The following is an 18,737-nucleotide window of genomic DNA, read 5'->3' as shown; positions in this document are numbered from 1 at the left end:
CTTACCGCAAGCTAAGGGCTTTGTCATCCTGCGCGCAACGTCGCGGCAACGCGACAGCGTGATTTTCATGTCAGATGGAAATTTTCACTTGTTCTGGCATCAACATGAAGGATGTTAAGCGTTGCAGATGCGTTTTCGTTTGCAATGCGATAATACCGCCCAGCCGGAAGTTTCACAGGCATCACCAGTTTTACTGAATTTTCCTGACGAGGCCCAACTGGCCGGTCGGGAAGTTTTACTTCAATCATCACGCAAAGGACCCATCCCTATGAAGACAAGAGCAGCGGTAGCATGGCAGGCAGGCAAGCCCTTGACCATCGAGGAAGTCGAACTCGGCGGCCCCAAGGCCGGCGAAGTCCTGGTCGAGATCAAGGCCACCGGCATCTGCCATACCGACTATTACACGCTCTCGGGTGCCGACCCGGAAGGCATCTTCCCGGCCATCCTCGGCCACGAAGGCGCGGGCGTGGTGGTCGACGTCGGCCCGGGCGTGAAGTCGCTCAAGAAGGATGACCATGTCATCCCCCTGTACACGCCGGAATGCCGCGAGTGCAAGTTCTGTCTCTCGCAAAAGACCAACCTGTGCCAGGCCATCCGTGCCACCCAGGGCCGCGGCCTGATGCCGGATGCCACCAGCCGCTTCTCGCTGGACGGCAAGCCGCTGTTCCACTACATGGGCACGTCCACCTTCTCCAACTACATCGTCGTACCGGAAATCGCCCTGGCCAAGATTCGTTCGGATGCGCCTTTTGACAAGGTCTGCTACATCGGCTGTGGCGTGACCACCGGCGTGGGTGCGGTGCTGTTCACCGCCAAGGTGGAAGCGGGTGCCAACGTGGTGGTGTTCGGTTTGGGCGGCATCGGCCTGAACGTCATCCAGGCGGCCAAGATGGTGGGGGCCAACAAGATCATCGGCGTCGACCTGAATCCGGCGCGTGAAGCCATGGCGCGCAAGTTCGGCATGACCGACTTCATCAATCCCAAGGACGTGCCCAACGTGGTTGATGCCATCATCGGCATGACCGATGGCGGCGCCGACTACAGCTTCGAGTGCATCGGCAACACCACCACCATGCGCCAGTCGCTGGAGTGCTGCCACAAGGGCTGGGGCCAGTCCATCATCATCGGCGTGGCCGCAGCCGGCCAGGAGATCTCGACCCGTCCGTTCCAGCTGGTGACCGGCCGCGTCTGGAAGGGCTCGGCCTTCGGTGGCGCGCGTGGGCGTACCGACGTGCCGAAGATTGTCGACTGGTACATGGAAGGCAAGCTCAACATTGATGACCTGATCACGCACAAGCTGCCGCTGGAGCGCATCAATGAAGGCTTCGACCTGATGAAGAGCGGCGAGTCGATCCGCTCCGTAGTCGAGTTCTGAGGAGAGCGCGATGCTGGAGACTCTCTCCGAGCACGGCTGTTTTGGCGGCGTGCAGGGCTTTTATCGCCATGCCTCGCCCGCCATCGGGCTGGACATGCGCTTTTCGGTGTTCGTGCCGCCGCAGGCCGGGCAGGGCGACCGCAAGCTGCCCGTGCTGTTCTACCTGGCCGGACTGACCTGCACGGAAGAAACCTTCATGATCAAAGCTGGTGCGCAGCGCGTGGCGGCTGAACTGGGCCTGATTCTGGTGGCTTGTGACACCAGCCCGCGCGGTGCCGGCATTGCCGGTGAAAGCGACAGCTGGGACTTTGGCGTGGGTGCCGGATTCTACCTGGATGCCACCCAGACGCCGTGGAGCCAGCGCTACCGCATGGAAAGTTACGTGGTCGAGGATTTGCGCCGCGCCGTGCTGGAGCGCTTCCCGGCCGACCCGCAGCGCATGGGCATTTTCGGTCATTCCATGGGCGGGCATGGCGCACTGACGCTGGCCTTGCGGCATCGTGATCTGTACCGCTCGGTATCGGCCTTCGCGCCGATCGCCGCGCCGGTGCACTGCCCGTGGGGGCAGAAGGCCTTCAGTCACTATCTGGGCGAGGATCAGGAAAGCTGGCAGGCGCATGACGCCAGCGAGCTGATGCGCAAGCTGTATGCGCCTTTCCCGCAGGGGATCCTGATCGATCAGGGGCTCGCAGACAAATTCCTGATCGAGCAGCTGCACCCGGAACGCTTCGAGGCAGCCTGCAAGGAAGCCTCACAGCCGCTGACCTTGCGTCGGCATGCGGGGTATGACCATGGGTATTACTTCATCGAGAGTTTTGTGGAAGATCATTTGCGATTCCATCATGCGAATTTGATGGCTTGAACTCGCTTGAGCTGAAATGAAGGGCTGACGATCAACATCGTCAGCCCTTATTTTTTTCTTCAGTCCTTCCACATGCTCTGCAGACCCGTAATGTTCACTTTTGAACTGATGCACGCTTGCTGTGATTGATTGACTACGCGGATCCCAACCCTTATCCGGACGTATGGAAATCGTCATGCAACGATAGGTCTTGCGGCGCTACTCGTTTAATTTGTCGATTTTCAAAGGAGGGCCGATGTGCTCCGTGATTTTCCTGACAAGCCGGATTTCTTGTGGTGACTTCAAAGGAAGGGCAAGTCAATGAGGCCGCTTCCATTTGTGTTGTGGCTGGTCTCGTTGACGGCGCTTGCCGCACCCTCAGAGGATGTCGTCAAAAGCTGTCTCTCCAGCACGGCCCGCAATGGGGTATCGCGAACTGCGATTGAAACCGGGGCTTTCTATCTTCAGGACGAATGCCAGCCCGGTTATCAGGCCGAGTATTTATTATTTCGTGGCATGGAGATCGGGAGCGCCCAATCGGGGCGCGGCGATGCGTTGCTGTATCGCGGCAGGCTCTACCCGCTGAGGCGGGCAGTAAAGCTGCCGCAGACAAGATCAAGGGAGCGTCCCGCCATCCAGGTTGCGCTTGCAGACTGGTCCTTGATCCGGGAGAACGGCAAGCAATATCTGTGCGTCAGCGATCAGTTCGACGGTATCGGTCGCAGTGGCAGTTTCCAGAAAGCCAGATATGGCTATCTGCTGGAGACGTGGAAGAAGGGGAGGCTGTTCTTCTTCGATGGGCTAGTGGACTGATTCAGCGCTCAAAAGCGGAAAAATCGGCCCGAGGGCCGATTTTTCTGAATCGATGCAGCTCGACGCCGCATGCGCGTAATCAGACGAACGCGTCAGTAACAACATGCTCCCCCAGCATGAACGCATCTGCCACATGCCGCAGCGGTGCCACATCCACATCGGACGATCCGCTGCGGATCAATTGGCAGAAATGTGCATACAGCGAGGGATACTCCCCCTCCACCGGCAGCTGGCACGGCGCATCGTTGATCCAAAGTTCATGTCCGCCCTTTTTCAGGTGGACCCGGGTGCTGTCGGTCTCGATGACGATGTCCCAGGTCTGTTCACCCGTCTGGCGCCAGTCGAAGTCCGCTTGTACATCCGTGCCCAGAGCATCGGTAAAGCCCAGGCGCGCGGCAATCGGCGTCTGGCGGTTGGATGGCACTTCCAGCGTGGCCTGCTTCAGGAACATCGCCTGCGGCAGGATCTCGGTGACGATCGACAAGGCATTGATGCCCGGATCGAACACGCCCAGGCCGCCCGGCTGCCAGATCCATTCCTGGTCCGGGTGCCAGTGGCGCACGTCTTCACGCCAGATCACCTTGACCTTGCGCGGCGCATGTTCCTGCAGATGGCGCTTGACCACCTGCACCGCCGGCGCATGGCGCGAGTGCCAGCTGGCGAACAGGGTCACGCCTTTGTCCGCCGCCAGGTTCTTCAGCGACTCGACTTCGGAGAGCGTGGCACCTGGCGGCTTTTCCAGGAACACGTGCTTGCCCGCGCTCAGTGCTTCTCGTGCGGCTTCATAGCGGTACTGCGGCGGCATGCACAGGGAGATGGCCTCGATGGCCGTGCCCGAGGCCAGCATCTCGGCCATGCTCTTGTAGGCGGTCACGCCCTCGATGCTGTGGTTGCGGCTGGCGGTCGCGACCAGCTTGAAATCGGCATTGCCGGCAATGGCCGGGGCATGCTGGTCATAAACGATCTTGCCGACGCCGGCGATGGCGAGCTGGATGGGTGTCATGGTGTCCTTGCTTATTATTGGTTACATGAAGGGGAGGCGCCACAGATTACCAGCGTTGATGCACGTACGGTGCAATGTCATGCAGATAGAGTTCGCGCAGCGCCTGCATCACCTCATCCGTGATCGGCGGCAGGGCGCTGGCCGCACTGTTGGACTGCGCCTGCGCAACGTTGCGTGCACCGGGGATCACGGTGCTGATGCCGCTTTCCATCAGGATCCAGCGCAGCGCGAATTGCGCCATGGGAACACCTTGCGGCAGCAGCGCGCGGATCTTTTCCACGGCGGCCAGTGCGACCTCATACGGCACGCCCGAGAAGGTCTCGCCGACATCGAAGGCTTCGCCATGGCGGTTGAACTGGCGATGGTCGTCGGCGGCAAAGGTGGTCTGCGCATTCATCTTGCCGGTCAGCAGGCCCGAGGCCAGCGGCACGCGGGCGATCACGGCGATGTCGCGGCGCTGCGCTTCCTGCAGGAACAGCCCGATGGGGCGCTGGCGGAAGATGTTGAAGATGATCTGCACCGATTTCACGTTCGGATATTCGATGGCCTTGAGCGCTTCTTCCACCTTCTCTACCGAGACGCCGTAATGGCGGATCTTGCCGGCCGCGACCAGATCATCCATGTAAGCGAACACTTCCTGCTGGTAATACACCTCGGTGGGCGGGCAGTGCAGTTGCACCAGGTCCAGGCAATCGACCTCCAGGTTCTTGAGCGAACGGTCCACGAAGGCGGTGAGATTGTCCTTGTTGTTGTAGCCGCTGGCCACATGCGGCGAGAGCCGGCGGCCGGCCTTGGTGGCCACGAACGGACGTGCGCCGCCACGTTCCTTCAGGACTTGCGCAATCAACTGCTCGGAGCGGCCATCGCCATAGACATCGGCCGTGTCGATGAAGGTGACGCCCGCATCCAGTGCGGCGTGCAGCGCGGCCTTGGCATCCTGGGAGGAGACGTCACCCCACGAACCGCCAATGGCCCATGCGCCAAATCCGATTTCGGAAACTTCCGCACCCGTGCGGCCAAAGCGTCTTGTTTTCATGCCGGTACTCCTTCTGAGCATTCCAAAAGCCGTAGTTATACCGCGCACCACGCGCGAAGGTGGCTGGTTTAAGATGAGCCAGATTCATTCCTGAAGTGATTTCAATTCATTCATGTCCCTCCTCGACCATATCGAATTTTCCGATCTGCGGATCTTCGTCACCATCCTGCGTACCGGCAGTTTCAAGGCCGCCGCGATCCAGCTTGGCCTGACGCCCTCGGCCACCAGCCATGCCATGAAGCGGCTGGAAGAGCGGCTGTCGACCCAATTGCTGTACCGGTCCAGCCGCGCGATCTCGCCCACGGCGGCCGGCAGTGAACTGGCGGCCCGGCTGGAAGAAGGATTTGAGCAGATCGCGCAGGCGCTGGGCCAGCTGGAAAGCTCGGCAGAGGGGAGCCTGGGCGAATTGCGCATCAACGTTTTCGCCGACGCCGCCCATCTGCTGATCGAGCCGGCCATTCCCGAATTCGTGCGGCTATGTCCCAAGGTCAAGCTCACCATCGTGGTCGATGACAAGCCCATCGACATCGTCAGCGAAGGCTATGACGCCGGCATCCGTTACGGCCACTACGTGCCGGAGGGCATGGTGACTGCGCCGCTCACGCGCGCGCATCGCTGGGTGGCAGCGGCCTCGCCGGCGTATCTGGATCGGCATGGACGGCCGCTCACATTGGAAGACCTGCAGCAGCACACCTGCCTGCAATTGCTTCTGGGTGACAACTCCAGCTACCAGTGGGAATTCGGTAAAGGCAAGCACCGCCAGCGCATTCGCGTGCCGGGCCTGGTGACGATCAACAATACGGCAGCCACCATCGCGGCGGCCAAGGCCGGGGTGGGTATCGCCTATCTGTTGGAGGGAAGGATCAGCAAGGAAATCGATGAAGGCTCGCTGGAAGCCATCCTGGAAGAATGGGCGGCCCCCAGCGAGCCGTTTCACATGTACTACAGCAGCCGCCGCCATGCGCATCCGGCCTTGCGCAAGCTCATCGACATCATCCGCCTGCAGCACGGCCTGTCACGGCTGCGTTAGCCGCCACAGGCCGGCCAGTTCAGTGTGCCGCCGACGCTTCGGCCGCACCCGCGCCGCCCTTGGAGGGCTTGATGATCCAGATCAGCGGGATGATGACGATGAAGATCACCGCCGAGACATAGAAAATGTCATTGATGCCCAGCATGGCCGCCTGGAAGGTAATGGTCCGCTCCAGCATGCCTGCGGTCTGCTCGGCGTTCAGGCCCAAGGTGCTGCTGAGGTTGTTGACGGTTTCCTGCAGCCAGGGGCTGTAGGGGGTGGCGTGTTCGGTCAGCTGTGCGTGGTGCATGATGGTGCGGTTGTTCCAGGCCGTGGTCGAAATGGAGGTGCCGACCGCGCCGCAGAACACGCGCACGAAGGACGACAGGCCGGCCGCCGCCGGGATGCGTTCCGGTGGCAGGCCGGAGAGCAGCAGCACCGTCAGCGGCACGAAGAACATGGCCGTCGGAATCCCCTGCAGCAGCGTGGGCAGGATCACCGTCATCTGATCCACCTGCAGGTTGTAGCGCGAGCGCAGCCAGAACACGATGGCAAAGCCGATGAAGGACGCCGTGGCCACCTTGCGCGCATCCACCAGCGGCAGGAAGCGTCCGATGAGCGGCATCAGGATCACCGCGAAGATGCCGATCGGTGCGGTCGACAGCCCCGAGTCGATCGAGCGATAGCCCAGGTATTGCTGCAGCCATTGCGGCAGGATCACCAGGTTGCCGAAGAAGACCCCGTAGCCGATGGAAATGGCGATGGTGCCGCCGGCGAAATTGCGCCGGCCGAACAGGCGCAGGTCCACCACCGGATGGTCATTGTTCAGTTCCCACACGACGAAGTAGGCAAAGGCGATCAGCGCGATGATGCCCAGCGTGACGATGGTGGGCGAGGAGAACCAGTCCAGGTCCTTGCCCTTGTCGAGCATGATCTGGAAGGCCGCGACCCAGGTCACCAGCAGCGCCAGGCCGATCTTGTCGATGGGCAGCTTGTGGGTCGGCGTCTCGCGCGAACGGTAGATGGCCAGCGTGAGGCCGGCGGCAATCAGGCCCACCGGGATGTTGATGTAGAAGATCCAGGGCCAGGTGTAGCTGTCGGTGATCCAGCCGCCCAGCGCGGGGCCGGCCACCGGTGCCACCACCGCCGTCATGCCCCATAGCGCCAGGGCGAAGGAGGATTTCGATTTGGGGTAGGCCCCCAGCAGCAGCGATTGCGACAGCGGCACCATGGGGCCGGCCACCAGGCCTTGCAGCACGCGCGCGGCCAGCAGGATGGGCAGGGTGGGCGCCAGGCCGCACAGCCAGGAGGCCAGCACGAACAGCAGCACCGAGGTTACGAACAGGCGCACCGCGCCCAGGCGCTGCGTCAGCCATCCGGTCAGCGGGATCGAGATGGCGTTGGCAGCGGCAAACGAGGTGATGACCCAGGTGCCCTCATCGACCGACACACCCAGGTTGCCCGAGATGGTCGGAATGGCGACGTTGGCGATGGAGGAATCCAGCACGTTCATGAACACCGCCAGCGACACCGACAAGGTGCCCAGCACCAGGTTGGCACCCGTCAGCGGCGGTGGCGGCGTGTAGGGTTTGGGGGGAGTAGTGGCCATAAGGCTTGATCAATGTCCGGTGAAGGTCGGGTAGGGACAGCCGCACCCCATCAGGTGTGCGGCACCGCCACCGGTGCGGCGGCCGCCTTGCTCTTGCGCGCCTGCGGCAGGCCGCTGGCGTTGTCGCTGATGATGCGCTCGACGATGGCATCGGCCTGCTTGCCGAGGTCGTCATAGACATTGGTCTGGTAATTGGTCGGCACCGCTTCCAGCGCACGGCCATCGCCATGGATGTCCACAGTGGCGGTAGTGGACAGGCCGATGCGCAGCGGATGCGCGCGCACCTGTTCCGGATCGAGCGCAATGCGCACTGGTACGCGCTGCACCACCTTGATCCAGTTGCCGGTGGCGTTCTGTGCCGGCAGCAGCGAGAAGGCGCCACCGGTCCCGGCCGAGAAGCCGATCACGGTGCCCTTGTACTTGACGCTGGAACCGTAGACGTCAGCGATCACTTCCACCGGCTGCCCCAGGCGGATGTGCTGCAACTGGCTTTCCTTGAAGTTGGCGTCGATCCAGATCTGTTCCAGCGGCACGATGGCCATGAGCGGATTGCCGGCCGCGATGCGCTGGCCGACCTGCACCGAACGCTTGGAGACGAAACCGGAGACCGGTGCCACGATGTTCACGCGGGCATAGTTCAGGTAGGCATTGCGCACGGCGGTGGCCGCCTGCAGCACGTTGGGGTGCTCGGTCACGCTGGTGTGGTCGGTCAGGGCGCGGTTGGCGGCTGCAGCAGCGCGGGCCTGGTCGAGTGCGGCGACGGCGCTCTTGACGGCGTCGCGCGCGTGCGAGACGTCTTCCTGCGAGACCGCACCGGAAGACAGGCCAGCCTGGCGGCGCTGCAGGTCTTCCCGGGCACGGGCCAGGTTGCTGTCGGCTGCGGCCACATTGGCGGCGAGCGTGTCGTTGTTCAGGAACAGCTGGCGCGTTTGGCGCACGGCTTGGGCCAGTGCGGCCTGGGCCTGCTCCAGCGCGAGCTTGGTGTCAGCTGCATCGAGTGCCACCAGCGGCTGACCGGCCTTGACCACTTGCGTGTCGTCGGCCTTGACGGCCACCACGGTGCCGCCAACCTGGGCGGAGATCTGCACGACGTTGCCGCCGACATAGGCGTCATCGGTTTCTTCAAAGAAGCGGGCATGCAGGAACCAGTACAGGAAACAGGCGATGGCGATCACCAGCAGGACCAGCGTGAGCAGGATCAGCTGACGCTTGCGCTTGCCGTTGCCATTTCCGTTGCCATTGCCATTGCCATTGCTGTTGGCTTGCGGGTTTTGTTGGGTGGTGCTGTCACTCATGGAGGACTCCGTTCTATCTTTTTGTAGTCGGTCGATCAGCCCCGCCGCAGCAGCGGGGCCGTCCCGGTCACCGGCGGCAGGGTGGAGAAGCCGGTGGCGGGCTGGGTTCAGTTCATTGGCTCAGGTCGTCTTGGGGCAGGCTCATCGCGACGGCGGCGGGGCTGCCGCCAGTCCGGCCTGCTGGGCGTCGAAACCGCCGCCCAGAGCCTTGTAGAGCGCCACTTGCTGTTCACGGCGCTGGGCTTCCAGCGCCACCAGCGACTGGCGCTGGGCCAGCACGCCCGTTTCCGAGGACAGCAGCGTCAGTTGCGACACCAGGCCCAGGCGATAGCGTTCGCGCGCCAGGTCGTAGGCACGCTCGGCGGCTTGCAGCGCTTCACGGCGGATCGGCAGCTGGCGCTCGATGGAGTGGATTGCCGCAATCTGGCGCGCCACATCGGCATAGGCATCGTTCAAGGTCTTGTTGTAAGTGGCGACGGCCAGCTCGTAGTTTGCGTATTCGCCCTTGAGCCCGGCCCGCAGTGCGCCGCCTTCGAAGATCGGCAGCGTGATGGCCGGACCGAAGGCGATGCTCTTGCTGGCGGCCGTGAAGGGATTGGCATCGACCAGACTGTCGAAACCGATCATGGCGCTCAGGTTGATGTCCGGATAGAAACGCGCCTTGGCGACATCCACACCACGGCTGGCGGCTTCCACCTGCCAGCGCGCGGCCACGATGTCGGGACGGCGGCCCAGCAGGTTCAGCGGCAGGTCGGCCGGCAGGCCCGGCGTGGCCATGTTCTGCAGGGCGGGCGGGGCCAGTTGCAGGCCGCGGTCCGGTCCCTTGCCGCTGAGCGCGCCCAGCTGCTGGCGCAGCAGCACGATCTGGCCGGCATTCTGTTCCAGCTGGGCGCGGGCATCGGCACTGCTGGTGCGCGACTGGTTGCGTTCGATCTGGCTGTCCAGACCGGTCTTGACGCGGTCGGCGGTGATGGTCTCCAGATTGCTGCGCTGCTGTACCGTGCGCTGCAGGATGTCCTGTACCGCATATTGCGCCGCCAGCTGGCTGTAGACCGAGACGATCGAGGCCGTGAGTGCCAGGCGTGCTTCCTGCTCGCTGGCCTGGGCCGCCTTCTCGCTGGAGATGGCTTGCTCCAGGGCAGACTGGTTCTTGTTCCAGAGGTCAAGCTCATAGCCGACGTTCAGGCCAGCCTTTTTTTCGTTGTACCAGTTGCCACCGTAAGGCGGCGGGTAGATCGAGGTACTGGAAAACTGATTGCGGATGACCGAGGCTTCGGCGTTCACGGTCGGCAGCAGCGGTGCGCCGCGTGACTCAGCCAGTGCGGCCGCTGCACTGATGCGGGCGCGCGCCTGTTGCAGGCCGGGATTGGTGGCGAGAGCGTCCTCGATCAATGCGGTGAGCTGGGCGTCACCGAACTGGCGAACCCAGTCGCTGCCCGGCCATTGCCCGTTGGGGGCGCCGGGATTGGGATCGGAGAGGCTGCGTGTGGTACTGAAGTCGCGCGCCTGGGCCAGCTGCTTGTCGCTGCCGATGCCCTCGAAGCTGGCACAGCCCGCCAGGCCGATGGCCCCGATCAGCGCGGCCAGCACGGCGCAGGCTGCCTTCGCCCGCGGCCGGGTGGCGGGCGAGATGATGCGTTGCATAGAATTCTCCACGAAGAATGTTTGGCGATACGAGTTGTTTTTCGAGTTTTGCGATACGCGCCGCGACGTTCCGACAGCCTTCAGTCGCGAAGACTCGCAGGACCGGGCCGATGGGGCAGGCAGCGCTTGCCTGGATTTACGAGTACCATGACGGGGTCGGGCGAGTAAAAACTCATTTTTCGTATTATACTTCGATATACGAACAATCACTCACGTTGCGAATTCGCGTCGGGGGCGGGCGAATTCCTCACCAAAGCTGCCAATGAAACTGCAACCCAGAAAAGAACCTCGCCAAGCGCGTTCGCGGGCGATGGTCGATACCATCCTTGATGCCATGTCGCGCGTGCTCGTCGAGCGTGGCTATGCCAAGACCAATACCAATCTCGTGGCCGAATCGGCCGGCATCAGCGTCGGTTCGCTGTACCAGTATTTCCCCAACAAGGATGCGCTGATCTTCGCGCTGCGCGAGCGGCACAGCACGCGCATGCTCACGCTGTTCGAAGACGTGGTGGCGCACATCGATGCTTCCGGGACGCTCTCGGGCGATTTCGAGAAACTGATCAACGCACTGGTGGCGGCACACCTGCTGGAGCCGGAACTCAATCGCATCCTCGAAGAGGAATTTCCGGCCTTCAACCTGCCGGTCTCGCAGGAAATCCGCCAGGGCTTCTTCGATTCCATTCGCCGGGTGCTGGAAAAGCACCGCGCCGCGATCACGCCCCCCGATCTGGATGTGGCGACCTTCGTGGTCCAGCGCATGCTGAAGGCGCTCATCAAGGCGGTGGTGCTGACCGGTTACGGTGGCGTCTCCCCGGCCAGCGTGCGGACCGAGATCCTGCCCGCCGTGATCGGCTATCTGACCGCTCCGCGCAGTCAGTAGCGCGACATCAAATGATCTGGTTGCTGAGGGGCATCCAGTATTGAAATTCACGGGCATAATTACCAGAGTGAAGATTGAAACGGGGATCGGGGCGGCCACCGAGGGCGGGAAGGCCGATGATCCTGGAATATTGCGCACAGGCAAGTCAGAAACTCCCCGATATCCATCCCGCAGGGCTTCCGTATAGTGCGGGGATGGAAGGCTGGAAGGATGCGCTGTTGCCACGGTCGCCGCCGGTCATCTTCATTGCCCTTATTTTTCAATGACAGCGATATGCAGAAAAAGAACATGCGCCGCGCCCCCCTCCTGACTCTCTTCCTGTTGTGGGCAGGAACGTGGGCCTTGAGCGCTCAGGCCGCCGTCTCGGTGCAGGTGCTCGACAGCGCCGGCCAGCCGGTGCCCAATGCCGTGGTCTATGCCGAACCGGCGGGTGGCGGGGGCGCCGTCAAGGCGGCGCGCCAGGTGGAGATCGAGCAGAAGAACAAGACCTTCATTCCCTTGGTGACGGTGGTGCAGACCGGGACAGCGATCCTGTTCCCCAACCATGACAACGTCCGGCACCATGTCTATTCGTTTTCCCCGGCCAAGACCTTCGAGCTGAAGCTGTATTCGGGCGTGCCGGGCAGTCCGGTAGTGTTCGACAAGGCCGGTACCGTGGTATTGGGTTGCAACATCCACGACGAAATGGTGGCCTACGTGCAGGTGGTCAACACGCCGCATTTCGGAGTGAGCGAACGTAACGGCGTGGTGAAGCTGGACGGCATCGCCAATGGCCGCTACACGCTCAAGGCCTGGTATTTCACCATGGGACCGAACCAGGCCGCCGTCGAGCAGCCGCTGGAAGTACAGGGAGACGGCCGGGCCGTCATCAAACTCAACGTCAAGGCGGTGCCGCTCTGAAGCGGCGGCATCACGCCAATCTGAACAACAGGAATCGGGGCCGGGGTGCGTCTTTACCGTCTGGAAAGCAAGATCGTCGCGCTGTTCATCATCCTCATCGTGGTGGTGCAACTGGCCGGCTTCGTGGCGATCCGAACCGCCATTGATCGCAATGCGCGCAGCGCCATCAGCGAGGAGCTGATCATTGGCGAGCGCGTCTTCACACGCCTGCTGGACCAGAATGCCCAGAAGCTGACCCAAGGCGCACGTCTGCTGGCCTCCGATTTCGGCTTCCGCCAGGCCATCGGCACCGATGACCGCGACACCATCGCCTCGGTACTGGCCAACCACGGGGCGCGCATCGGTGCGTCCATGGGCATGCTGGTCGGCACCGATGGCCTCATCCACGCTTCCACCCTCGAATATCCCGATACCGACCTGCAGCGCAGCAGCCTGGAACTGGTCCGCAAGGCCGGCAACGGCAATGGCGCGGCCGAAAGTGCGGTGGTCGGCGACAACCTGTTCCAGATCGTAGCGGTGCCGATCAAGGCCCCGGTCACCATCGCCTGGGTGGTGATGGGCTTCCCGGTGGACCGCGACCTGGTCAACGACATGCGCGCGCTGTCGCAACTGCAGGTCTCCATCCTGGTGCGCCAGCGTGGCAGCGCGGGCTGGACGGCCGATGTATCGACCCTGCCCAAGGCAGAAGCTCAGATGATGGCCAAGGAGGCCAGCAGCCCGCAGATGGGCCAGGCGGGTGCCACCGACCTGCAGATCGACGGCAACCAGTATCGTGCCCGCGTGCTGCCGCTGGCACGCGCCAGCAATGGCCAGGAAGCGGTGGCCGTATTGCAGCGCTCGGTGAGCGAGGCGGTGGCTCCATATCAGCGTCTGCAACTGATCTTGCTCAGCATCACCGTGCTGGGCGTGCTCGGTGCGGCGGTCGCCAGCGCCGTGATGGCGCGCCGCATCACCAGCCCCCTGCGTGACCTGGCCACCGTGGCCAAGCGGCTGGGGGAGGGCGATTACAGCGAAGGGCTCTACATTCGTCGGCAGGACGAAATCGGTCGCCTTGGCGCGGCCTTCGAAACCATGCGCTCGGAAATCGCCAGCCGCGAACTCAAGATCAGCCGGCTGGCGTATCAGGACCAATTGACCGGCCTGCCCAACCGGGTGCAATTCGGCGACCTGCTGCGTGAAGCGATCGGCCAGGCGCAGGCGCTGCCGGGAGGCAGCTGCCACATCCTCATGATGGACCTGGACCGCTTCCAGCAGGTCAACGATGTGCTCGGCCACAGCTTCGGCGACGACCTGCTGCGCCAGGTAGCGGCACGCCTGGACGCGCAGCTGCTGTATCCGGGGGCCAAGGTGGCGCGCCTGGGCGGGGATGAGTTCGCCATCCTGCTGCCGGGCGTCGATCTCGCTGGCGCGCTGGATCAGGCGGCACACATCCTGCGTGCGCTCGAACAGCCCTTGTCGCTGCAGGAACAGACCGTGGACCTGGGGGCCGGCATCGGCGTGGCCGGCTATCCGGCCCACGGTGACAGCAGCGAAGTGCTGCTCAGCCGGGCCGAGGTCGCCATGTACACCGCCAAACGCAAGGGCAATGGCGTGACGATCTACGATCCGGCCATCGACCAGAGCAGCCAGGAAAGCCTGTCGCTGCTGTCCGAACTGCGCCGCGCGCTGGAACGCGACGAATTCATGCTCTATCTCCAACCCAAGCTGGACCTGGCCACGGGTGCCGTGGTCGGCGGCGAAGCGCTGGTGCGCTGGGTGCATCCGGAGAAGGGCTTCATCGGGCCCGACAATTTCATTCCGTTTGCCGAGACCACCGGTTTCATCCGCATGCTGACCATCTGGATGATGGAAAAGGTGGCGGGGCTGTCGGCCCGGTTGCAGGCGCAGGGGCTGCGCCTGAAGTTCTCGGTCAACCTCTCCACGCGCGACTTGCTGGACCAGGAATTGCCGAACGCCTTCGGGGCCATCCTCGAACGCCATCGCCTCACGCCCGCCGCGCTCTGCCTGGAAATCACCGAGAGCGCCATCATGGATGATCCGGCGCGCGCCCAGAGCACGCTGGACCGTCTGGCCGCCATGGGCTTTGCGCTGAGCATCGATGACTTCGGTACCGGCTATTCCTCGCTGGCCTACCTCAAGCGCCTGCCGGTGGATGAACTGAAGATCGACAAGTCCTTCGTCATGAAGATGGCGCAGGATCAGGATGACGCCAAGATCGTGCGCTCCACCGTGGACCTGGGCCACAACCTGGGCTTGCGGGTGGTGGCCGAAGGGGTGGAAAGCGAAGAGGTCTGGTTCCTGCTGCGACAGATGGGCTGCGACCAGGGACAAGGGTATTTCATGGGCAAGCCGATGCCGGTGGAGCGCTTCCTGGAGTGGCTGCAGCAATGGCGGGCGCCGGAGATGCTGGATCAGTCGGAAAACGTCGCAATATGAAGGATGGCGCGAGGGGTCGCGCCAGCAAAGAATCACCAAGAGGGGGCAGGGGACAGTATGAAGAAAATCACCAAAAGTGGCGCGTTCGCGTTGCTGGCGACACTGTCTGCGCCGGGTTGGGCGCAGCTCAGCGATGCCGACCGCGAGGCCTGGATGCAGGCACAGCAGCGCAAGGCCGCTCAGGCCATGCGCGCCGCGCCGGGCCCCGTCAGTTCCGGCGCGGCAGCCACTGCCCCCGAACCCGCTGCCGATCAGGACAAGACACGCTGGATGCCCGACCTCGGCAAGCTCACTGCCACAGGCGGCGTGATCCAGGTCGAGGGGGCCGGCGGCGGCGGTCTGACGCCCTGGGCGCTCATCACCGGCTATGGCACGCGCGACAGCTATGGTGCCAACGCCCATTACACCTATCTGGCGACCCAGGATTACACGCTCAAATCCTATGGCGTGGCCGTGGGGATGCTGGACCGGTTGGAACTGTCGCTGGCCAAGCAGGAGTTCTACGGCAGCCTGGCCCCGTTGGCCGATCTCAAGATCACGCAGGACATCGTCGGCATCAAGCTCAAGCTGGCCGGTGACGCCGTCTATGATCAGGACCGCTGGCTGCCGCAGATCGCCGTCGGTGCCATGTTCAAGCACAACAACGGCATCGGCGGGCTGGGCACGGTCACCAGCGTCAAGCAGCTTGGCGCGGCCAGTGATGCCGGCATCGACTATTACCTCTCGGCCACCAAGCTGCTGCTGGAGCAGAGCCTGCTGCTCAACGGTACGCTGCGGCTGACCAAGGCCAACCAGATGGGACTGCTCGGTTTCGGCGGCGACCTCAATGACCGCTACCAGGCCATGGGCGAGTTTTCGGCGGCCTACATGATCAACCGCAAGCTGGCGCTGGGTATGGAATACCGCATGAAGCCGCGCAACCTGGCGGCCGACCATGAGAAGGATTATTACGATGCCTTCCTGGCCTGGCTCCCCAGCAAGAACCTGTCGATGACCCTGGCCTACGTGGCGCTGGGCGACATTACCGTCTACAACCCCAAGCGGCAACGCGGCGTCTATCTGTCGCTGCAGGCCGGTTTCTGAGCGCACGGGAGCCGCGATGAACAAGTTCAGAATGCAGCAAGCCGCGCTCGCACTGACCCTGGCCTGTGCCCTCGGCCTGGCGCAGGCCCAGACTCCGGCCACGCCCGATGACAGCCTGTTTCGCGCACTGGGCGGCTTGCCCGTGATCGAGCGGGTGGTGCAGGATTTCATGGACAACATGCTGGCGGATGCCCGCATCCGCCATACCTTCGACAATTCCAACGTCAAGCGCGTCAGGGAAAAGCTGGTGGAGCAGTTCTGCCAGCTCAGCGGCGGTGGTTGCATCTACACCGGGGATCCCATGCGCGAAGTGCACCAGGGTCTCAAACTGAGCAATGCCGACTTCAATGCCCTGGTGGAAGATCTGCAATTGGCCATGGACAAGAATGGCATCCCCTCCCGCACCCAGAACCGCCTGCTGGCGCTGCTGGCACCCATGCAGCGCGAGACGGTCAGCCGATAGCAAAAAATATTTTGTGGCGGCGGGAATAAAGCAGGGCCGCCTTCCGTATACGTCGGCATGGGTATGGCACATCGCGCAACCCGACCACGAAAAGGAAACATCATGAGACTGCTCGCAACCTCCCTGCTGGCGCTGGCCTGCGCCTCGGTGTCTTTCACCGCCTCGGCCCAGAGCGCCGGTGTCAAGACCATGGACGGCATCCTGGTCGACGCCAGCGGCATGACCGTCTACACCTTCGACAAGGACACCGCCAACAGCGGCAAGAGCGTCTGCAACGGCCCCTGTGCCAAGCTGTGGCCGCCGGTCGCACCGATGGGCAAGCCGGCCGCGCCGTATTCCACGGTGACGCGCGACGATGGCAGCGCCCAACTGGCCTACCAGGGCAAGCCGCTGTACCTGTACGAGGCCGACAAGAAGCCGGGTGACCGTACCGGCGACAACTTCAAGGACGTCTGGCACGTCGTCAAGCCCTGATCGTCCTTCAGACCCTCCTGCCCGCCATGTTCGGACGCACCGCCAGGCTGCAGCGCCAGCAACGGGAACGTCAGGCCGACGAGCAAGCCATGCTCGCCTGCCTGCCGCGCCTGCGGCGGTACGCCCGCGCGCTTACGGGCGGGCGCGACAGTGCCGACGACCTGGTGCAGGACACCCTGGAGCGCGCCTGGCAGAAGCTCGACAGCTGGCAACGCGGCAGCGACATGCGGCCCTGGCTGTTTGCCATCATGCACAATCTGCACGCCGACCAGCGCCGCCAGCCGACGCTGGTCACGGTGGACCTGGAGCAGGCAGCAGACGCTGCGGCCCCGGCGTCGCTGGCCGAACACGGCTTGGCCCTGGATCTGGAAGCGGCCCTGCAGCTGCTGCCGGCGGAGCAGCGGGAAGTCCTGCTGCTGGTGGTGCTGGAAGAGATGCGTTATGAAGAAGTCGCGGCCACGCTGGGCATTCCGACCGGGACCGTGATGTCCCGCCTGTCGCGCGCCCGCGAGCGTCTGCGGCAATGGATGGAGGGACCCGGCGGGCAGGGTGAAGCCGGTGCGACCCTGAAGGTGGTGAAATGAAGACCCCGGCATTCCCCGAAGAAGATTTGCACGCTTACACCGACGGCCAGCTGCCGGCGGCGCGTGCCAGCGAGATGGCCGCCTGGCTGGAGCAAGACCCGGCACACGCCGGGGATCTGCACCGCGTGCGCGCCTGGCGCGCCCAGAACCGCGCCTTGCATGCCCATTACGACCCGGTCCTCGAAGAGCCCCTGCCGCCGCGTCTGGCTGCAGCGGTGCTGGCCGGGGCGGGGGAGCCGCACCGCCGCCGCGATGAGGCAGGCGAGGGGGCGGCCAATGGCCGGTTCTGGTGGCGTTATGCGGCCATGCTGTTGCTCACGCTGGCGGGCGCTACGGGCGGCTGGCTGGCGCATGACCTGAGCGGCGGCGGCCGCGCCGGCACGCTGGCATCCGCGCCCGTGATGCTGGCGCGCCAGGCCGCGGTGGCCCATACCGTCTTCAGTGCCGACTTGCGGCGGCCGGTGGAAGTCGGGGCCGATCAGGAACAGGCGCTGGTGACCTGGCTGTCGCGCCGGCTGGGCGTGAACGTGCGCGCCCCCAAGCTGGCACCGCTGGGGTACGACCTGATCGGTGGCCGGCTGCTGCCGGGGCAGAGCGGTCCGGTGGCGCAGTTCATGTATCAGGATGCGGCCGGACAGCGGCTGACCCTGTATGTCTCGCACGACCAGGTGCAGAACAGCGAGACCGGCTTCCGCTTCGCTCAGGAAGGCAAGGTCAACGTCTTCTACTGGATCGATGGCCAGTTCGGTTATGCGCTGTCGGGCGGCGTTGCACGCGCTGAACTGTCGCGCATTGCCAGTTCGGTCTACGAGCAACTGGTGCCATTGCCGCCCGCGCCGTCACGCTGAGCGCCTTACGGCGGACCTTGTTCCGACTTGAGGTTTACACATGCAAAAGCGGGTAAGGACGGGGCAACTCCCGTCAAGACTGTCTGCTTGCCTGCCGCTAACACATTTACCCATGACGTAAAGCCTGATCAACCATGGTGGGGGGATGTGGAAACATGCGAGATCAGGCTCACGCCATGGTCCGGTTGCACTTCAGACAAGGAGTTTCATATGGAGCTAGCAACTATCGCCAGCGGTGCAGCAACGGCCTGGCTGGTCGACAAGGCGGCGCAGTCCGTCGGCATCGATCTGGGCAAGGTCGCCAAGGCGGCGGTGGATGATGTGGTAGGTGTCGCAACGACCGTGGCGCGCCTGCCGGCCAATGTCAACATTGGACGCATCATCAATACCATCGTCTAGGTGGCCAGGGCTTGCTGCCTTGGCGTTCGCTTGATCGCACCCTTC

Annotated in this window: 19 protein-coding genes; 14 read left to right on the top strand and 5 right to left on the bottom strand. The window is 63.6% G+C overall.

Annotation, left to right across the window (positions count from 1 at the left end; all coding sequences use genetic code 11):
- The first annotated feature begins 268 nt into the window (after positions 1-268).
- The 3 genes from J2X56_RS05285 to J2X56_RS05275 all read left to right on the top strand — a co-directional run bounded on the left by J2X56_RS05285 (position 269) and on the right by J2X56_RS05275 (position 3,029).
- Positions 269-1,375 (top strand): S-(hydroxymethyl)glutathione dehydrogenase/class III alcohol dehydrogenase, encoded by a 1,107-nt coding sequence (locus J2X56_RS05285; RefSeq protein WP_013234687.1) that lies wholly within the window; start codon positions 269-271, stop codon positions 1,373-1,375.
- A 10-nt stretch (positions 1,376-1,385) separates the two neighbouring features.
- On the top strand, positions 1,386-2,237 hold the full coding sequence (fghA, locus tag J2X56_RS05280) for an S-formylglutathione hydrolase (protein ID WP_121041648.1): 852 nt from the start codon (positions 1,386-1,388) through the stop codon (positions 2,235-2,237).
- Between the two features lie 318 nt (positions 2,238-2,555).
- Positions 2,556-3,029 carry a hypothetical protein gene (locus J2X56_RS05275; RefSeq protein ID WP_209570743.1) on the top strand — a complete coding sequence of 158 codons (474 nt, stop codon included), beginning with the start codon at positions 2,556-2,558 and terminating at the stop codon, positions 3,027-3,029.
- 79 nt (positions 3,030-3,108) lie between these two features.
- On the opposite strand, the gene J2X56_RS05270 is transcribed toward J2X56_RS05275, so the two are convergent.
- Both J2X56_RS05270 and J2X56_RS05265 read right to left on the bottom strand, forming a co-directional pair.
- The gene (locus tag J2X56_RS05270; RefSeq protein WP_121041644.1) at positions 3,109-4,032 is read right to left on the bottom strand and encodes a Gfo/Idh/MocA family protein; all 924 of its coding nucleotides are present in this window, start codon (positions 4,030-4,032) and stop codon (positions 3,109-3,111) included.
- Positions 4,033-4,078: 46 nt separating this feature from the next.
- On the bottom strand, positions 4,079-5,068 hold the full coding sequence (locus J2X56_RS05265) for an aldo/keto reductase (protein WP_121041642.1): 990 nt from the start codon (positions 5,066-5,068) through the stop codon (positions 4,079-4,081).
- Positions 5,069-5,180: 112 nt separating this feature from the next.
- On the opposite strand from J2X56_RS05265, the gene J2X56_RS05260 reads away from it, so the two are divergent.
- Positions 5,181-6,098 carry a LysR family transcriptional regulator gene (locus J2X56_RS05260; protein ID WP_039785660.1) on the top strand — a complete coding sequence of 306 codons (918 nt, stop codon included), beginning with the start codon at positions 5,181-5,183 and terminating at the stop codon, positions 6,096-6,098.
- 19 nt (positions 6,099-6,117) lie between these two features.
- On the opposite strand, the gene J2X56_RS05255 is transcribed toward J2X56_RS05260, so the two are convergent.
- The 3 genes from J2X56_RS05255 to J2X56_RS05245 all read right to left on the bottom strand — a co-directional run bounded on the left by J2X56_RS05255 (position 6,118) and on the right by J2X56_RS05245 (position 10,625).
- On the bottom strand, positions 6,118-7,686 hold the full coding sequence (locus J2X56_RS05255) for a DHA2 family efflux MFS transporter permease subunit (protein WP_310158634.1): 1,569 nt from the start codon (positions 7,684-7,686) through the stop codon (positions 6,118-6,120).
- A 50-nt stretch (positions 7,687-7,736) separates the two neighbouring features.
- Complete coding sequence (locus J2X56_RS05250) at positions 7,737-8,981, bottom strand: efflux RND transporter periplasmic adaptor subunit (RefSeq protein WP_121041638.1); 1,245 nt, start codon at positions 8,979-8,981, stop codon at positions 7,737-7,739.
- A 141-nt stretch (positions 8,982-9,122) separates the two neighbouring features.
- Positions 9,123-10,625, bottom strand: a complete 1,503-nt coding sequence (locus J2X56_RS05245; protein WP_121041636.1) for an efflux transporter outer membrane subunit — start codon at positions 10,623-10,625, stop codon at positions 9,123-9,125.
- Positions 10,626-10,887: 262 nt separating this feature from the next.
- Here J2X56_RS05245 and J2X56_RS05240 point away from each other — a divergent pair, with 262 nt between their 5' ends.
- The 10 genes from J2X56_RS05240 (at position 10,888) to J2X56_RS05195 (ending at position 18,692) form a co-directional block, all read left to right on the top strand.
- Complete coding sequence (locus J2X56_RS05240) at positions 10,888-11,505, top strand: TetR/AcrR family transcriptional regulator (RefSeq protein WP_121041634.1); 618 nt, start codon at positions 10,888-10,890, stop codon at positions 11,503-11,505.
- Between the two features lie 116 nt (positions 11,506-11,621).
- Positions 11,622-11,771: a hypothetical protein gene (locus J2X56_RS05235; protein WP_209566782.1), complete on the top strand. Its 150-nt coding sequence runs from the start codon at positions 11,622-11,624 to the stop codon at positions 11,769-11,771.
- A gap of 7 nt (positions 11,772-11,778) precedes the next feature.
- Positions 11,779-12,405, top strand: coding sequence for a methylamine utilization protein (locus J2X56_RS05230; protein ID WP_166675566.1), 627 nt, complete (start codon positions 11,779-11,781; stop codon positions 12,403-12,405).
- Positions 12,406-12,450: 45 nt separating this feature from the next.
- Entirely contained in the window at positions 12,451-14,841 is a 2,391-nt protein-coding gene (locus tag J2X56_RS05225) for an EAL domain-containing protein (protein ID WP_121041630.1), read from the top strand.
- A 57-nt stretch (positions 14,842-14,898) separates the two neighbouring features.
- Positions 14,899-15,924: a DUF3034 family protein gene (locus J2X56_RS05220; RefSeq protein ID WP_310158625.1), complete on the top strand. Its 1,026-nt coding sequence runs from the start codon at positions 14,899-14,901 to the stop codon at positions 15,922-15,924.
- A gap of 16 nt (positions 15,925-15,940) precedes the next feature.
- A complete protein-coding gene (locus J2X56_RS05215) occupies positions 15,941-16,387 on the top strand; it encodes a group 1 truncated hemoglobin (RefSeq protein WP_310158624.1) in 447 nt (148 codons plus the stop codon).
- 102 nt (positions 16,388-16,489) lie between these two features.
- Entirely contained in the window at positions 16,490-16,861 is a 372-nt protein-coding gene (locus J2X56_RS05210) for a hypothetical protein (RefSeq protein WP_121041624.1), read from the top strand.
- A gap of 26 nt (positions 16,862-16,887) precedes the next feature.
- A complete protein-coding gene (locus J2X56_RS05205) occupies positions 16,888-17,445 on the top strand; it encodes an RNA polymerase sigma factor (protein ID WP_051156335.1) in 558 nt (185 codons plus the stop codon).
- Complete coding sequence (locus J2X56_RS05200; RefSeq protein ID WP_310158620.1) at positions 17,442-18,293, top strand: anti-sigma factor; 852 nt, start codon at positions 17,442-17,444, stop codon at positions 18,291-18,293. Before J2X56_RS05205 ends, J2X56_RS05200 begins: the two co-directional genes overlap by 4 nt.
- 210 nt (positions 18,294-18,503) lie before the next feature.
- Entirely contained in the window at positions 18,504-18,692 is a 189-nt protein-coding gene (locus J2X56_RS05195) for a hypothetical protein (RefSeq protein ID WP_034331488.1), read from the top strand.
- Positions 18,693-18,737: the final 45 nt, after the last annotated feature.

Origin of the sequence: Herbaspirillum sp. 1173 (assembly GCF_031455335.1) — a bacterium.
Taxonomy (GTDB): Bacteria; Pseudomonadota; Gammaproteobacteria; order Burkholderiales; family Burkholderiaceae_D; genus Herbaspirillum; species Herbaspirillum huttiense.
This window is presented reverse-complemented; position numbering and strand designations above follow the sequence as displayed.

What these genes read in the sequence shown, in the direction of transcription:
- J2X56_RS05285 (WP_013234687.1), top strand. Translation starts at nt 269, where the DNA reads ATGAAGACAAGAGCAGCGGTAGCATGGCAGGCAGGCAAGCCCTTGACC.
- fghA (WP_121041648.1), top strand. Translation starts at nt 1,386, where the DNA reads ATGCTGGAGACTCTCTCCGAGCACGGCTGTTTTGGCGGCGTGCAGGGC.
- J2X56_RS05270 (WP_121041644.1), bottom strand. Translation starts at nt 4,032, where the DNA reads ATGACACCCATCCAGCTCGCCATCGCCGGCGTCGGCAAGATCGTTTAT.
- J2X56_RS05265 (WP_121041642.1), bottom strand. Translation starts at nt 5,068, where the DNA reads ATGAAAACAAGACGCTTTGGCCGCACGGGTGCGGAAGTTTCCGAAATC.
- J2X56_RS05260 (WP_039785660.1), top strand. Translation starts at nt 5,181, where the DNA reads ATGTCCCTCCTCGACCATATCGAATTTTCCGATCTGCGGATCTTCGTC.
- J2X56_RS05255 (WP_310158634.1), bottom strand. Translation starts at nt 7,686, where the DNA reads ATGGCCACTACTCCCCCCAAACCCTACACGCCGCCACCGCCGCTGACG.
- J2X56_RS05250 (WP_121041638.1), bottom strand. Translation starts at nt 8,981, where the DNA reads ATGAGTGACAGCACCACCCAACAAAACCCGCAAGCCAACAGCAATGGC.
- J2X56_RS05245 (WP_121041636.1), bottom strand. Translation starts at nt 10,625, where the DNA reads ATGCAACGCATCATCTCGCCCGCCACCCGGCCGCGGGCGAAGGCAGCC.
- J2X56_RS05240 (WP_121041634.1), top strand. Translation starts at nt 10,888, where the DNA reads ATGAAACTGCAACCCAGAAAAGAACCTCGCCAAGCGCGTTCGCGGGCG.
- J2X56_RS05235 (WP_209566782.1), top strand. Translation starts at nt 11,622, where the DNA reads ATGATCCTGGAATATTGCGCACAGGCAAGTCAGAAACTCCCCGATATC.
- J2X56_RS05230 (WP_166675566.1), top strand. Translation starts at nt 11,779, where the DNA reads ATGCAGAAAAAGAACATGCGCCGCGCCCCCCTCCTGACTCTCTTCCTG.
- J2X56_RS05220 (WP_310158625.1), top strand. Translation starts at nt 14,899, where the DNA reads ATGAAGAAAATCACCAAAAGTGGCGCGTTCGCGTTGCTGGCGACACTG.
- J2X56_RS05215 (WP_310158624.1), top strand. Translation starts at nt 15,941, where the DNA reads ATGAACAAGTTCAGAATGCAGCAAGCCGCGCTCGCACTGACCCTGGCC.
- J2X56_RS05210 (WP_121041624.1), top strand. Translation starts at nt 16,490, where the DNA reads ATGAGACTGCTCGCAACCTCCCTGCTGGCGCTGGCCTGCGCCTCGGTG.
- J2X56_RS05205 (WP_051156335.1), top strand. Translation starts at nt 16,888, where the DNA reads ATGTTCGGACGCACCGCCAGGCTGCAGCGCCAGCAACGGGAACGTCAG.
- J2X56_RS05200 (WP_310158620.1), top strand. Translation starts at nt 17,442, where the DNA reads ATGAAGACCCCGGCATTCCCCGAAGAAGATTTGCACGCTTACACCGAC.
- J2X56_RS05195 (WP_034331488.1), top strand. Translation starts at nt 18,504, where the DNA reads ATGGAGCTAGCAACTATCGCCAGCGGTGCAGCAACGGCCTGGCTGGTC.